This window comes from Pseudomonas sp. FBCC-B1565 (assembly GCF_059133265.1).
Window position 1 is genome coordinate 6,569,851 of the sequence record NZ_CP101438.1, and the last position, 14,889, is coordinate 6,584,739.

General features: G+C 60.9%; 14 protein-coding genes. 8 read left to right on the forward strand and 6 right to left on the reverse strand.

The features are described from left to right. The first annotated feature begins 20 nt into the window (after positions 1-20). The 6 genes from NL123_RS30215 to NL123_RS30240 all read left to right on the forward strand — a co-directional run bounded on the left by NL123_RS30215 (position 21) and on the right by NL123_RS30240 (position 6,056). Entirely contained in the window at positions 21-1,406 is a 1,386-nt protein-coding gene (locus NL123_RS30215) for a M16 family metallopeptidase (protein WP_494356945.1), read from the forward strand. A gap of 67 nt (positions 1,407-1,473) precedes the next feature. Beyond that, positions 1,474-2,505, forward strand: a complete 1,032-nt coding sequence (locus tag NL123_RS30220; protein ID WP_494356946.1) for a DUF5924 family protein — start codon at positions 1,474-1,476, stop codon at positions 2,503-2,505. Positions 2,506-2,559: 54 nt separating this feature from the next. Next, a complete protein-coding gene (locus tag NL123_RS30225) occupies positions 2,560-3,708 on the forward strand; it encodes an ABC transporter permease (RefSeq protein ID WP_248485580.1) in 1,149 nt (382 codons plus the stop codon). Beyond that, positions 3,705-4,508 (forward strand): ABC transporter ATP-binding protein, encoded by an 804-nt coding sequence (locus NL123_RS30230; RefSeq protein ID WP_071494793.1) that lies wholly within the window; start codon positions 3,705-3,707, stop codon positions 4,506-4,508. Before NL123_RS30225 ends, NL123_RS30230 begins: the two co-directional genes overlap by 4 nt. Before the next feature lies 1 nt (position 4,509). Next, entirely contained in the window at positions 4,510-5,448 is a 939-nt protein-coding gene (locus tag NL123_RS30235) for an MlaD family protein (RefSeq protein WP_058424442.1), read from the forward strand. Continuing rightward, positions 5,445-6,056 carry an ABC-type transport auxiliary lipoprotein family protein gene (locus tag NL123_RS30240; RefSeq protein WP_248485578.1) on the forward strand — a complete coding sequence of 204 codons (612 nt, stop codon included), beginning with the start codon at positions 5,445-5,447 and terminating at the stop codon, positions 6,054-6,056. The genes NL123_RS30235 and NL123_RS30240 overlap by 4 nt, the downstream gene beginning before the upstream one ends. A gap of 92 nt (positions 6,057-6,148) precedes the next feature. Here NL123_RS30240 and NL123_RS30245 read toward each other — a convergent pair whose 3' ends face one another. The 5 genes from NL123_RS30245 to NL123_RS30265 all read right to left on the reverse strand — a co-directional run bounded on the left by NL123_RS30245 (position 6,149) and on the right by NL123_RS30265 (position 10,526). Then, on the reverse strand, positions 6,149-7,378 hold the full coding sequence (locus NL123_RS30245; RefSeq protein WP_248485577.1) for a nucleoside recognition domain-containing protein: 1,230 nt from the start codon (positions 7,376-7,378) through the stop codon (positions 6,149-6,151). A gap of 98 nt (positions 7,379-7,476) precedes the next feature. Further along, positions 7,477-8,808 carry a glutamate/aspartate:proton symporter GltP gene (gltP, locus tag NL123_RS30250; RefSeq protein WP_058424440.1) on the reverse strand — a complete coding sequence of 444 codons (1,332 nt, stop codon included), beginning with the start codon at positions 8,806-8,808 and terminating at the stop codon, positions 7,477-7,479. A gap of 726 nt (positions 8,809-9,534) precedes the next feature. Continuing rightward, positions 9,535-10,002, reverse strand: coding sequence for an inhibitor of vertebrate lysozyme family protein (locus tag NL123_RS30255; protein WP_071494790.1), 468 nt, complete (start codon positions 10,000-10,002; stop codon positions 9,535-9,537). Between the two features lie 2 nt (positions 10,003-10,004). Further along, positions 10,005-10,169, reverse strand: coding sequence for a DUF1328 domain-containing protein (locus NL123_RS30260; protein ID WP_003170804.1), 165 nt, complete (start codon positions 10,167-10,169; stop codon positions 10,005-10,007). Between the two features lie 72 nt (positions 10,170-10,241). Then, complete coding sequence (locus tag NL123_RS30265; RefSeq protein ID WP_494356947.1) at positions 10,242-10,526, reverse strand: hypothetical protein; 285 nt, start codon at positions 10,524-10,526, stop codon at positions 10,242-10,244. 378 nt (positions 10,527-10,904) lie between these two features. On the opposite strand from NL123_RS30265, the gene algB reads away from it, so the two are divergent. Continuing rightward, positions 10,905-12,251, forward strand: a complete 1,347-nt coding sequence (gene algB / locus NL123_RS30270; RefSeq protein WP_058424438.1) for a sigma-54-dependent response regulator transcription factor AlgB — start codon at positions 10,905-10,907, stop codon at positions 12,249-12,251. Between the two features lie 10 nt (positions 12,252-12,261). Continuing rightward, positions 12,262-14,049 carry a KinB sensor domain-containing domain gene (locus NL123_RS30275; protein WP_494356948.1) on the forward strand — a complete coding sequence of 596 codons (1,788 nt, stop codon included), beginning with the start codon at positions 12,262-12,264 and terminating at the stop codon, positions 14,047-14,049. Here NL123_RS30275 and NL123_RS30280 read toward each other — a convergent pair. Next, a complete protein-coding gene (locus NL123_RS30280; RefSeq protein WP_494356949.1) occupies positions 14,046-14,822 on the reverse strand; it encodes an N-acetylmuramoyl-L-alanine amidase in 777 nt (258 codons plus the stop codon). The genes NL123_RS30275 and NL123_RS30280 overlap by 4 nt on opposite strands. Positions 14,823-14,889: the final 67 nt, after the last annotated feature.

Below are 14,889 nucleotides of genomic sequence, written 5' to 3' on the forward strand. Positions count from 1 at the left end.
CACTCGCCAGGAAGCTTGTTATGCGTCGCCTGTTGTTCGCTTGCCTGCTCATGGGATCTGCCCACGCCTTTGCCTTTGACCGCCTGCAAGTCGAGGGCTACACCTTGCCCAACGGCCTGCAATTGTTGCTCAAACCGGGCACCGAGCGCGGGCATGTGGCCATCCGTCTGGTGGTCGGAGTAGGCCTGGATGACTTCAACTGCGCAGACAAAGAGCTGCCGCACCTGCTCGAACACTTGCTATTCAGCGGCATCGACGGCGGCGGCGAAGCCGAGCTGGAAGACCGCATGCAAGCCCTGGGCGGCGAGTGGAACGCCTACACCAGCAACGCCGACACCACCTTTGTGATCGAGGCGCCCGCGCAAAACCAGCGCAAAGTGCTGGACCTGCTGCTGGCGATCATCACCCGCACTGAACTGACCGACGCCAATATCAACGCGGCCAAGCGGGTAGTGGAGCGCGAAGACGGCGGCCACTACTCACACCTGCAACGCCTGCTGGACCGCCAGGACCTGGGCCACACCGCCAGCAACCAATTGGCCGTCGAACTGGGGCTCAAATGCGCCGAACGCGCCGAGGTCGACCACCTGACCCGCGGCCAGCTGGACGACCTGCGCACACACTGGTACGCCCCCAACAACATGACCCTGATCATCGTCGGCGACCTCGACAAACTGCTGCCGGCCTACCTGGAACGCACCTACGGCCAACTCGACCCGGTCGACCCTACCGAGCATCCGGCGCTGCCGGAAATCCAGCACCCCGCTGCCAGCCATCGCGAGCTGATCCACGGCTGGGTCGGCAACAGCGCCAAGTTGCACTGGCTGTTCCCCGAGCCGGTGCTGGATGAAGGACATGATGAAACCTACGACCTGCTCAAGGACTACTTGGACTGGGCGCTGTATCGCCAACTGCGCCTCAAGCACGGTTTGTCCTACGGTCCCTGGAGCGAGCGCGAAGTACTCGGCGGCGTCGGTTTCCTCAGCCTGAATGCCGACCTTGAGCGGGAAAACCTCCCCGAAGCGGAACACGTCCTCCAGGACCTCAAGGCCCGACTGCTCAAGGACGGCCTCGACCCAGCAGTGTTTGCGCGCCTGCAACAAGCCGCCATTGCGCGCCAGGCGTGGGCCGTGCAAGGCAACAGCGCCTTGGCCGACTACTACTGGAGCGCGTCCGCCGAATACAACAACGGCCACTTCAGCGACCCAGCCAAGCGCATCAAGGCCGTGAGCCTGGACCAGACCAACCAGGCCATGCGCGAAGTGTTCAAGCAGCCCGGTTACTGGCGCATCGAGAAACCACTGCTCAGCTACGACATGCTGAGCTGGATCAGCGCCGGAGTGTTGGGGCTGATCGCCTTTGTATTGATTGGCGTGCGGGTTTATCGCAAACGGATCGTGCAATGACCCACCGTACAACGGCCTAAGACGTTATTCTGTCTGGGATTTTTCCTACAAGACTGCGAAGCGCCGAATGCCAAACCTGACCCACTTAATCCAGCGCGTTCTCGAACTGATGAAGCGCTACCCAGGGGTGATTGCACTCGGCGGTTTTATCTCGGGTGTGTGCAGCTTCATCCTGGTGGATCGCCAGCAGGGCATGGCCAGCTGGATTGCGGTGATCATGCTGGTGAGCTGGTTGTGGCTGATGCTGGAGAACAGCTTTACCCAGCTGTTCACCAAAGTCTTCAAGCGCGAAATCCCCGAACCGCTGCTGCGCTACGCGACCCAGATGATCCACCAGGAAAGTCTGTTTTTTGTGCTGCCGTTCTTTTTCGTCACCACCGCGTGGAACAGCGGCCAATCGGTATTCACCGGCTTGCTCGGCGCGGCGGCGCTGGTGTCGATCATCGACCCGCTGTACTACAAGTGGCTGGCGCCCAAGCGCTCACTGTTCCTGGCGCTGCATACCCTGACCCTGTTCGCCGCGCTGCTCACGGCATTGCCGATCATCCTGCACCTGACCACCGCCGAGAGTTACAAACTGGCCCTCGGCGTGGCCATGGCACTGTCGATCCCAAGCCTGGCGGTAAGCTTGCCGCTGCGTAGCGTCAAAGGCTGGGCGATGCTGCTCGGGGTCACCGCCGCCATCGGCTGCGCCGGGTGGTTCCTGCGCAGTTGGGTGCCACCAGCCACGCTGTGGATGACCGAAGTGGCCATCAGCACCCAACTGCAGGACCGCACGCCAGGCGACGATCTCAAGGAAGTCACTGCAGCCCAACTGCGCAGCGGCGGGCTGTATGCCTATACCGCGATCAACGCGCCGCGTGGGCTGGATGAGCGCATCTACCACGTGTGGAAATTCAACGGCCAAGAGGTCGACCGCATCGCCCTGGATATCCACGGCGGGCGCAAAGAGGGCTACCGCGCCTGGACCCACAAGCAGAACTTCCCGGCCGACGCCGTGGGCCGCTGGCAGGTGCGGGTACTGACCGAAGACGGGCAAGTGATCGGCGTGCTGCGTTTCAACGTGACGGACTCAGCACAAACGGACAACCCAAAGTAGGCCGTATCGTGCTATTACGTAGGAATTGTGGATAGCCAAACAAGCTCGGAGCTTATGACCACCAGCACGACGGCCGGCGCAGCCCACCTCGATACGTCCACCACCCCGCCACAACTGCGGATTACGGGGGACTGGACGCTTGCCCACTATGCCAACCTGAAAAAGCTGTCGGACAAGCTCGACGGCCAATACGACGCCGGCGCGCGCATCGACCTCAACGGCCTCGGCGCCCTGGATACCGCCGGCGCCTCATTGCTGGTGGAGTTGCTGGGGCCGACCCGCATCGAGCAGTCCGCCGAACAAACCGATTGCAGCTTGTCTGCCGCCGACCGCGCGCTGCTCAAGACCGTCTACCGTTCCCTGAATGATTTTTGCGTGCCGGAAAAAGCCCCTGAAGAAGCGGCGGGTATCCAGGTCCTCGCACGCATCGGCCGTGCGGTGGACACCGTCTGGCAGGACACCAAGAAACTCTTGGGTTTCGTCGGCCTGATTCTCGAAACCTTCGCCCGTAGCATCTTGCGCCCCAAGCGCTGGCGCGTGACGCCAATGGTTGCGCACCTCGAACAGGTCGGACTGGATGCCGCGCCCATCGTGGCTTTGCTGACGTTCCTGGTGGGTGCGGTAGTAGCCTTCCTCGGCGCCACCGTGCTCAAGAGCTTCGGTGCGACGATCTTCACAGTGGACCTGGTGGCGTTCTCTTTCCTACGGGAATTCGGCGTCTTGCTCACCGCGATCCTGATCGCCGGCCGCACCGCCAGTGCCTTTACCGCACAGATCGGCTCAATGAAGGCCAACGAAGAAATCGACGCGATCCGCACCCTGGGCCTGGACCCGATGGAGTTGCTGGTACTGCCCCGCGTGCTGGCGCTGCTGGTGGCGCTGCCGATGCTGACGTTCCTGGCGATGCTCTCGGGCATCATCGGCGGCGGTGTGGTGTGCGCGGTGGCGCTGGATATTTCGCCGGCGATGTTCCTCTCGCTGCTGCAATCGGACATCGGCGTGCAGCACTTCCTGGTGGGCATGGTCAAAGCGCCGATCTTTGCGTTCCTGATCGCTGCGATTGGTTGCCTGGAAGGCTTCAAGGTCAGCGGCAGCGCTGAATCAGTCGGCGCCCACACCACCTCCAGCGTGGTGCAATCGATCTTTGTGGTGATCGTGATGGATGCTGTCGCCGCGCTATTTTTCATGGAGATGGGCTGGTGAGTCGTCTACACCGAGCGCCCAGTGAGGCGGTGATTGAAGTGCGCGGCCTGTGCAATCGCTTTGGCAGCCAGAGCGTGCATGAAAACCTCGACCTGGATTTGTACAAGGGCGAGATCCTTGCCGTGGTCGGCGGCTCCGGCAGCGGCAAGTCGGTGCTGTTGCGCAGCATTGTCGGCCTGCGTCGGCCCAGCGCAGGCGAAGTGCGCGTGTTCGGCAAGAACCTGCCGAGCCTGCCCGAGCATGAGCGCTCCCTGGTAGAACGGCGCTTTGGCGTACTGTTCCAGAAGGGCGCGCTGTTTTCCTCGCTGACCGTTACCGAAAACGTTGCGCTGCCCTTGATCGAACACGCCGGCCTCAGCCGTCGCGACGCCGAGCACTTGGCCGCCGTCAAACTGGCCCTGGCCGGGCTGCCGCTGTCGGCGGCCGACAAATACCCGGCCTCGCTGTCCGGCGGCATGATCAAGCGCGCCGCCCTGGCCCGCGCGTTGGCGCTGGACCCGGACATTCTGTTCCTCGACGAACCCACCGCCGGCCTCGACCCGATCGGCGCGGCGCAATTCGACCAACTGATCCTGACCCTGCGCGATGCGCTAGGCCTGAGCGTGTTCCTGGTCACCCACGACCTGGACACGCTGTACACCATTACCGACCGCGTGGCGGTGCTGGCACAAAAGAAAGTGCTGGTGGCCGATGCCATCGATGTTGTCTCGGAAACCGACGACGCATGGATCCACGAATATTTCCACGGCCCCCGTGGCCGCGCGGCATTGGATGCCGCTCAATCGCTCAACGAGGTATGACATGGAAACCCGAGCCCATCATGTGATGATCGGTCTGTTCAGCGTGATCGTGGTGGTCGGCGCGATGCTGTTCGGCCTGTGGCTGGCCAAGTCCAGCGTCGACAGCGCCTTCCAGGACTATGAAGTGATCTTCAACGAGGCGGTCAGCGGCCTGTCCCAGGGCAGCTCGGTGCAGTACAGCGGGATCAAGGTGGGCGATGTGATCAGCCTGAGCCTGGACCCCAAGGACCCGCGCCGCGTGCTGGCGCGCATCCGCCTGGCCGGGCAGACGCCGGTCAAGGAGGACACCCAGGCCAAGCTCGCCCTGACCGGCATCACCGGCACCTCGATCATCCAGCTCAGCGGCGGCACCCCGCAAAGCCCCGAGCTCAAGGGCAAGGACGGCAACCTGCCGCAGATCATCGCCTCGCCATCGCCCATCGCACGCTTGCTCAACAACAGCAACGACCTGATGACCAGCGTCAACCTGCTGTTGCACAACGCCAATCACATGTTCTCCCGCGAGAACGTCGAGCGCCTGAGCAACACCCTGGAGAACCTGCAGCAAACCACTGGCGCCATTGCCGATCAGCGTGGCGATATCAAAGTGGTGATGCAGCAACTGATGCAGGTGAGCAAACAGGCGACCGCCGCCCTGGAACAGACCACCGTGCTCATGCGCAACGCCAATGGCTTGCTCAACGAACAAGGCAAGCAGGCCTTCGGCAGCGCCGAGCAGGCCATGAAATCCCTTGAACAAAGCACCGCGACCATCAACACCTTGCTGACCAACAACAAGGACTCGGTGAACAGCGGCATGCAAGGCCTCAACGAACTGGCGCCGGCGGTGCGCGAGCTGCGCGAAACCCTAGGCTCGCTGCGCGCCATCTCCCGCCGCCTGGAAGCCAACCCCAGCGGTTACCTGCTGGGCAGCGACAAGAACAAGGAGTTCACGCCATGAAGCGTGCTTACCAACTGATTGCCCCTCTAGCACTGGCGCTCGTGAGCGCGTGTTCGATTCTGCCCAAGGCTGACCCTTCGGACGTGTATCGCCTGGCTTCGGCGCAGACCACCAGCCAGGGCGCGCCGGTCAGTTGGTCACTGCGCGTGAACAAGCCGCAGACCAGCGAGTTTCTCGACAGCCCACGCATCGCCGTGGTGCCCAATGGCGACCTGATCAGCAGCTATGCCAACTCACGCTGGAGCGACCCGGCGCCGGTGCTGTTGCGCAACCGCTTTATGGATGGCTTCCAGCGCGATGGCCGGGTGACGCTGCTGAGCACCGATGACACTAACCTGCAGTCCGACTATGAACTGGGCGGGCAATTGCAGGCGTTCCAGAGTGAATATCATGGCAGTGTGGTGGAGGTTGTGATTCGCCTGGATGCGCGCCTGGTGCGCGGGCGTGATCAGCGGATTATTGCCAGCCGACGGTTCGAAGTGCACCAGCCGGTGGGGGACACCAAAGTGCCGGCGGTGGTGGCTGGGTTTGGACAGGCGGGGGATCAGTTGAATAAGCAGGTGGTGGAGTGGGTGGTTCAGCAAGGCAATAGTGCAGCTAAACACTGAGGGCCTCATCGGGGGCAAGCCCCCTCCCACAGGTTGATCTGTGAACACATTCAAATGTGGGAGGGGGCTTGCCCCCGATAGCAATCCGAGCCTTAACCGAAGAACCAGTAGCACACCGCAATCGCCGCAACGACGCCGGCAAACTCCGCCAACAACGCACAGCCCACGGCATGCCTGGCCCGCTGAATACCCACCGAACCAAAGTACACCGCCAACACATAGAAGGTGGTCTCGGTACTGCCCTGAATCGTCGCCGCCACCAACGCCGGAAAGCTGTCCACGCCCTGGGTCTGCATGGTCTCGATCAACATCGCCCGCGCGGCGCTGCCGGAGAACGGCTTGACCATCGCGGTCGGCAAGGCATCGACAAAGCGCGTGTCCATGCCCGTCCAGCCGACCACATGGCGAATGCCTTCCAGGCCAAAATCCAACGCGCCAGAGGCTCGCAACACCCCCACGGCGCAAAGCATCGCCACCAGGTACGGCAGCAGGTTCTTGGCTACGTCAAAGCCTTCCTTGGCGCCTTCTACAAACGCCTCGTACACCTTGACCTTGCGCAGCGCACCGATCCCCAGGAACAGCATGATCAGGCCAAACAATGTGAGGTTGCCGAGGATCGAGGACAGCCCGGCCAGCGCCGTGGCGGAGAGGGTCGCGAGCAGCGCCATAAAGCCGCCCAATACCAACGCACCCGGAATCAGGTACGCCAGCACCACCGGGTCCCATAGCCGCAGGCGCTGCATGATCGCCACCGAGAGCAGCCCCACCAGCGTGGATGCGCTGGTGGCCAGCAGAATCGGCAGGAACACCAGCGTCGGGTCGGCGGCACCTTGCTGAGCGCGGTACATGAAGATGGTCACCGGCAACAGCGTCAGCGACGACGCGTTGAGCACCAGGAACAGGATCTGCGCGTTACTGGCGGTGTTGGGTATGGGGTTAAGCTCCTGCAACGCCTTCATGGCCTTGAGGCCGATGGGGGTGGCGGCGTTATCCAGGCCCAGGCCGTTGGCGGCAAAGTTGAGGGTGATCAAGCCGATCGCCGGGTGGCCGGCGGGCACTTCCGGCATCAGGCGGCGGAACAGCGGGCCGAGGGCCTTGGCCAGCCAATCGACGATCCCGGCCTTTTCGGCGATGCGCAGAAAGCCCAGCCACAACGTCAGGGTGCCGAACAGCAGCACCATGACTTCCACCGACAATTTGGCCATGGCGAAAATGCTTTCGACCATCGCTGCAAAAATCCCGGCGTTACCGCCGACCAGCCATTGCGCCAGTGCCGACACCATTGCCACGACAAAGAAGCCAAGCCACAGGCCATTGAGCATCAGTTGAATCCCCCGAAGAATGGGGCGAATGATAGCGGGGCTGGCAGAAACGACAAACCCCGGAATTTTCCGGGGTTTGTCTTTAAGCCGTCACGCTGTCAGCTGCGGGTGGCCTGGGCGACCGGTGCGGCGGTCTTGGTACGCCAGTGCGGCAGCGAGTTCCAGTAGCGCTCGCCCTTGGCGTCGTCGTACATACCTTCCCAACGGGAGATCACCAGCACGGCCAGGGCGTTGCCGATCACGTTCAGGGCGGTGCGCGCCATGTCCATGATGCGGTCGACACCAGCGATGAACGCCAGGCCTTCCAGCGGAATGCCCACGCTGCCCAGGGTGGCCAGCAGCACTACGAAGGACACACCCGGTACGCCGGCGATGCCCTTGGAGGTGACCATCAGGGTCAGCACCAGCATCAGTTGCTGGCCGATCGACAGGTCGATGCCATACAGCTGGGCAATGAAGATCGCCGCGATGCTCTGGTACAGGGTCGAACCGTCGAGGTTGAACGAGTAACCGGTCGGCACCACGAAACTGCAAATGGCTTTCGGCGCGCCGTAGGCTTCCATCTTCTCGATCACACGCGGCAACACGGTTTCGGAACTGGCAGTGGAGTAGGCCAGTACCAGCTCATCCTTGAAGATGCGCATCAGCTTGATCACCGAGAAGCCGAACAGGCGGGCAATCAGGCCGAGGATCACAAAAGCGAAGAACAGGATGGCGACGTAAACCAGGATCACCAGCTTGGCCAGTGGCAGCAGCGAGGCGAAGCCGAAGTTGGCGACGGTCACCGCGATCAGTGCGAACACGCCGATCGGGGCGTACTTCATGATCATGTGGGTGACTTTGAACATGCTCTCGGACACGCCCTGGAACATCGTTACCAGAGGCTCACGCAGCTCAGGCTTGAGGCTCGACAAGCCAAGGCCGAACAACACCGAGAAGAAGATGATCGGCAGCATCTCGCCACGGGCAACGGCGGCAAAGATGTTCGATGGGATCAGGTTGAGGATGGTCTGGATAAACGCATGCTCATGCTGCACTTCGGCGGCGGTAGCGGTGTATTTGGAGATGTCGACGGTACCCAGGGTACTCATGTCGATGCCCGCGCCCGGGTGGAACAGGTTGGCCAGCAGCAGGCCGACCACGATGGCGATGGTGGTGACGATCTCGAAGTAAAGGATGGTCTTGACGCCGATGCGCCCGAGTTTCTTCGCGTCACCGACACCGGCGATGCCGACGATCAGCGAGGAAATCACAATCGGGATCACGATCATCTTGATCAGGCGGATAAAGATATCGCCCGCTGGCTGCAACACATTGCTGATCCACCAGGCCTTTTCAGCACTGAAATGGTTAAGCACTGCACCGATTGCGATCCCCAGCACCAAACCGATGAGGATCTGCCAGGCGAGGCTTAGCTTTGCCTTCTTCATGTCATTACCCTTACTTCAAGTGAACTTAAGGCAAATGCGCCAGCCGCAACGCTCGAGAGCGAAAAAGTGTGTGCATCTGCCTCCATGGAAGGTCACCGCAGCGTGGCCGAAATGGCTTACTGGCAGGCGAAAAAAGGCGCAACTATTCCCATGCAAGGGGGCGACGTCTAATGCCGTAAACGCCTACCCTATGCCGAATCGGCATGAGATTTTTTAATAATAACTGTCCGAACGGTCAGTTCAAATGTGACATTTTGTCCGACAAAAATGCCGTGAACCGGCCAAACCCGGCTCGCTCAGAGATTCAGGACGTCTGCGGAGCGTTGGCGGAAATGCCTGAGAATTCCACAGTTTAGTGTCGGAAATGTCCTATGGCGCCCACCAAATTTTATCGATAGATGGTCTACCCGACACACCAAGTAATGGTTGGGCACAAGCAAAAAAGGAAATTACGACTATGGGTGGCATGAGAAGCAGAGAAGGAGCGTTAAAGCCCGCCGCAAGTTCAGCAAGCCGATGGCTTGTGAACCTGCGTCGCAGCTTTTCGCCTGACCCGGCCCTTGCGCAGGCACTCCCTGTACCCGTAGGTCACGCCGATCGCAGGTGATCAGAGCAACCCGGCCCCTTGGTCATGCACCACCCTTGGCGAGCGGTGCAAACAGAAAGAAGCGACGGCTTCTTTCTATGGACGCCGGCCCCGCAGACAACAAGCGTGTCAGACGGAACCTAGTACCAATTCGGATCTTTCTTCAGCTGCTCCATCAGCAGCTTTTGCATGCCTTCATCCGGCTTACCGATAAAACGGTAATCGGCGTGCCGCGTCGGCGACTTGTCCTTCGGCAGACCGGCCGGGACTTCCACCAACATGGCGTAGGCATCTTCCTTGTCGAGGCTGAAGGCAACGATCAGGCGTTTGTTCAGGCAGGTGTCCGCAGTTTCACAGAGCGGCCCGACCAAATACTTGTCGCCATCTTCTTCCACGGCATTCATCTGCTCGGCCGTGCCCGACAGGTTCATCACCCATTCCGGCAGGCGCTCTTCTTTCTTCACCACGCCTTGCCAGGTTTCACGGTATTGCGGGTCCGCGCTGAGCAATTCGTTGGCTCGGGACTGGCCGTCGTTGGCGGCCAACGCCAAGCCGCTGCCGCCCAGAAGCAGGGCGGCAGTAATGGCTTTGAAGGACAAAGTGGTCATGTTCAGCCTCGGCCGCGACGACCAAAGAAGAAGGAAGCGATGAACATCACCAGGAAAACCACAAACAGAATTTTTGCGATACCCGTGGCGGTGCCCGCGATACCACCGAAGCCCAGGACTGCAGCCACAATGGCGATGATCAGAAATGTGATTGCCCAACTCAACATGGTGATTCTCCTTATGCTTCTTTAAGAGGTAACAGCGGTAGTGCTTTGCGGCCACATAAGTGGCCTTGGTGCCTAGAACACCCAACGCTCCTGGGATGGCAGCTCACTCAGGGAAGACTCCTGGTCAACCATCCGCAGTTGCGGGGCTGTTGCATCGGCAGCAACGCTGCCAACGGAACGGAAATGGGTCTGGGTCATGGCCGGACGTTCGAATTGGGGAATCTGCTGCTTACTCTGCTGCCAATGGCTGAGCTGCTGGCCGCCAATCAACGTGACCATGAGCGCCAGGCTGGCAAACAAGCCTTGTTGCAAATGCAGGGGCGACACACGCAGTTGGTTGAGGTCTTGGCGAGTCATGCTGTTGTTCTCCCGCATTCTGATTATTCGTTGGGAGAGCTATTGCAGAGCGCGTGCCAGCTTTTTTACAAAATAAATTCTAATAAAATCATATAGTTATGAATTAACACTTAATCGCATCCCCAGCATCCTGCACGATGCCCCTTCAGGCGCCGTGCGAAATGCACGATGGCCAGCGGTCGGGTCGAGGGATAGAAAACGAAGAGGGTGTTGCCGAAGTGGCAAGACGGCATGGAAACGCCATCAGACGGGGCTTTGTAGGAAGTCATGCAGATACCTGCACGACGCTGCTATTTATCGATCAGAATAAACCATGCAACTTGCCCGATTATTCCGGGACTAAACACCATCATTCATAGTTTAAGGAGCGCGGGACAGATGGAATCAGCCAAGGAACTTCAAGGCCGCATTCTTTTAGTGGACGACGAGTCCGCGATCCTCCGCACCTTCCGTTATTGCCTGGAAGATGAAGGCTACACCGTCGCCACTGCGAACAGCGCGGCCCAGGCCGACGCCTTGATGCAGCGCCAGGTGTTCGACCTGTGCTTCCTGGACTTGCGCCTGGGCGAAGACAATGGCCTGGATGTGCTGGCTCAGATGCGAATCCAGGCGCCGTGGATGCGCGTGGTGATCGTCACCGCCCATTCGGCCGTCGATACCGCCGTCGATGCGATCCAGGCCGGCGCCGCCGACTACCTGGTCAAGCCCTGCAGCCCCGATCAATTGCGCCTGGCCACCGCCAAACAATTGGAAGTGCGCCAACTGTCTGCGCGGCTCGAAGCCCTGGAGGGCGAAGTGCGCCAGCCGAAAGACGGCCTCGACTCTCACAGCCCATCAATGATGGTGGTGCTGGAAACGGCGCGCCAGGTGGCTGGGACAGATGCGAACATCCTGATCCTTGGCGAGTCAGGCACGGGTAAAGGCGAACTGGCCCGCGCAATTCACGGCTGGAGCAAGCGTTCGAAGAAATCCTGCGTGACCATCAACTGCCCCTCTTTGACGGCAGAACTGATGGAAAGCGAGCTGTTCGGCCATAGTCGAGGGGCGTTTACCGGCGCCAGTGAAAGCACCCTGGGCCGCGTCAACCAAGCGGACGGCGGCACGCTGTTTCTCGACGAGATCGGCGACTTTCCCCTCACCTTGCAACCCAAGTTACTGAGGTTCATCCAGGACAAGGAGTACGAGCGCGTGGGCGACCCTGTCACCCGCCGTGCCGATGTGCGCATCCTCGCCGCCACCAACCTGAACCTGGAAGACATGGTGCGTGACGGCCGCTTCCGTGAAGACTTGCTGTACCGCCTCAATGTAATCACCTTGCATCTGCCACCGTTGCGCGAGCGCAGTGAAGACATCCTGACCCTGGCCGACCGGTTCCTGGCGCGCTTCGTCAAGGAATATGCCCGACCAGCACGCGGTTTCAGCGATGAAGCGCGCGAAGCGCTGCTCAACTACCGCTGGCCGGGCAACATTCGCGAACTGCGTAACGTGGTGGAGCGCGCCAGCATCATTTGCCCGCAGGAGAAGGTGGAAATCAGCCACCTGGGCATGGCCGAACAACCTAGCAACAATGCTCCACGCATTGGCGCGGCACTCAGTCTGGACCAGTTGGAGAAAGCCCACATCGGCGCAGTGCTTGCCACCAGCGATACCCTGGACCAGGCGGCCCGCACCCTCGGCATCGACGCGTCGACCCTGTACCGCAAACGCAAACAGTACAACCTGTGAGCTGTACTCTATGAAGTTAGCGATGAAGTTGCGCACTCGATTATTCCTGAGCATCTCAGCGCTGATTACCGTTGCCCTGCTGGGTTTGATCCTGGGCCTGGTAAGTGTCATGCAAATGGCCAAGACCCAGGAGTCCCTGATTCGCAGCAACTTCGTCACCCTGGACCTGGGCCTCAAGCTACGCCAGAGCCTGGGCGATCAATTGATCATGATGCTGGAAGACCGGCCGGACCCCGAGGCGCTGCAATCCTCGGAACGGCGCTACTTCGACCTGCTGGATCAAGGCATTGCCCATGAACAGCGCGACGGTCGCGGGACGGGATTCAGCCAGGCCCGAGGCCAATATCAGGCGCTGCTGGAGGCCTTTGATGAATCCCAGCAACCGACGCCGCCGCCCGGCGCCAAGGACAAACTCACCGACACTTTCAACACGCTGCGCAATGGCCTGATCGCCGAACACAAGCAGGCCTTGGAAAACATCAGCAACAGCGAGCACAAGTCCCGCGAACGCGCGTTGTGGATCGCCGGTTTGCTGGGGTTGGTGGGGCTTGCTGTACTGATCATCGGATTTGTGACGGCCCATGGCATCGCCCGGCGTTTTGGTGGACCAATCGAAGCACTGGCCAAAGCGGCAGATAAAATCGGACAAGGGGATTTTGAGGTAACGCTGCCGATCTCCTCGGCAGCGGAAATGAACCAGCTGACCCGCCGCTTCGGCATCATGGCCGAGGCGCTGCGCCAGCATCAGGCGACCAATGTCGATGAACTGCTGGCCGGCCAGCAGCGCCTGCAGGCCGTGCTCGACAGCATCGACGATGGCTTACTGATGATTGACCGCCAAGGTCGCCTGGAGCACCTCAACCCTGTGGCCCAGCGCCAACTGGGTTGGGACGAGGAGCGCCTCGGCCAAGGCCTGGGCGAAGCCTTGTCGCGTCCGGAGCTGGATGAACAACTGCAACTGGTGCTGCGCGGCGGCAACCTGGAGCGCGCGCCGGACGACCTGGAAGTGGAGGTCGAGGGCGAACTGCGTCTGCTGACCTACAGCCTGACCCCGGTGAGCCATACCCAGGGGCATATTCTTGGCGCAGTGATGGTGCTGCACGACGTAACCGAACAACGCGCCTTCGAGCGGGTGCGCAGCGAGTTCGTATTGCGCGCCTCCCATGAGCTGCGTACGCCGGTGACCGGCATGCATATGGCCTTCGGGCTGTTCCGCGAGCGTGCGAAGTTCCCGGCGGAGTCCCGCGAAGCGGACTTGCTGGATACCGTCAATGAAGAGATGCAGCGCTTGATGCAGTTGATCAACGACCTGCTCAACTTTTCGCGCTATCAGAATGGACTGCAGAAACTCACGCTGGGGCCGTGCGACGTCACCGATCTGCTCGAACACGCCCGAGCACGCTTCGCCGAGCCAGCCAACGCGCAAAATATCGAACTGCTGGTGGAAGCCCAATCCGACCTGCCTCGGCTATATGCGGACCAAGTCCAACTGGAGCGGGTGCTCGACAATCTACTGGGCAACGCCCTGCGCCACACTCCCGCGGGCGGGCAGATACGCCTGCAGGCACGGCGCCATGGCGAGCGAGTGATCGTCAGCGTCGAGGATAACGGCGAAGGTATCGCCTATGGGCAGCAGGGACGGATCTTCGAACCCTTTGTCCAGGTGGGCCGCAAGAAAGGCGGCGCCGGCCTGGGGCTGGCGCTGTGCAAGGAAATCGTGCAATTGCACGGCGGCCGCATGGGCGTGTACTCGCGGCCAGGGCAGGGCACTCAGTTCTATATGGCGTTGCCACTCTAGCTTCGGTTCAACGCTCGCAGGATCGCGGCACTTTCCGCATCTGGCGTGCCATCAAACAGCGACGGCCGGAAATGCATCTGGAACGCTGCGATCACATGGCGCGTGGCCACATCCAACTCGCCGGTCTGCGGCGTCTGGTAGCCCAGGCGGGCCAGTTCTTCCTGGAACCAGGTGACGCTTGGCAGCTCGGCGGCGTATTGCACCTGGAAGCGCGCAACGGCCTGGGCATCCGGCCAAACGCCCAACCCTTCGGCGGCCAGCCGCTTCCAGGGGAACAACGGGCCCGGATCAAGCTTGCGCAACGGCGCAATATCGCTGTGGCCAATAATGTTCTTGGGGTCGATACCATTGCGCTTGCTGATGTCCTTGAGCAACACCACCAGGGACTTCACCTGCGCCTCTGAGTAGGGGTACCACAAGCGGCCCGTAGGTGTGTCCTTGTAGCCAGGATTGACGATCTCGATGCCAATCGAGCTGGAGTTGAGCCAGGTGCGGCCCATCCACTCGCTTTCCCCGGCATGCCAGGCGCGCTGGCTCTCGTCCACCAGCTTGTAGATGGTGGCCGAGGCGTCGTCGCCGATCAGGTAATGGCTGCTGACCTGACCATGGGTGAGCAAGGCCAGGGAGCGCTCAAGGTTGGTGGAGGTGTAATGCACGACTACGAACTGCACGCGGTTGTCGTGGTTCACCGAGGGGTGGCTGGTGTCCAGGCGAGGGCCGCTGGCACAGCCTGCGAGCAGAATGAACACAAAAGCGAAGTACAAGGATTTCATGGCGGTAGACGTTACGCAGAAGACGATAATGCAACAGTGTAACGTACCGATCGCGAGCCAGCGGTCA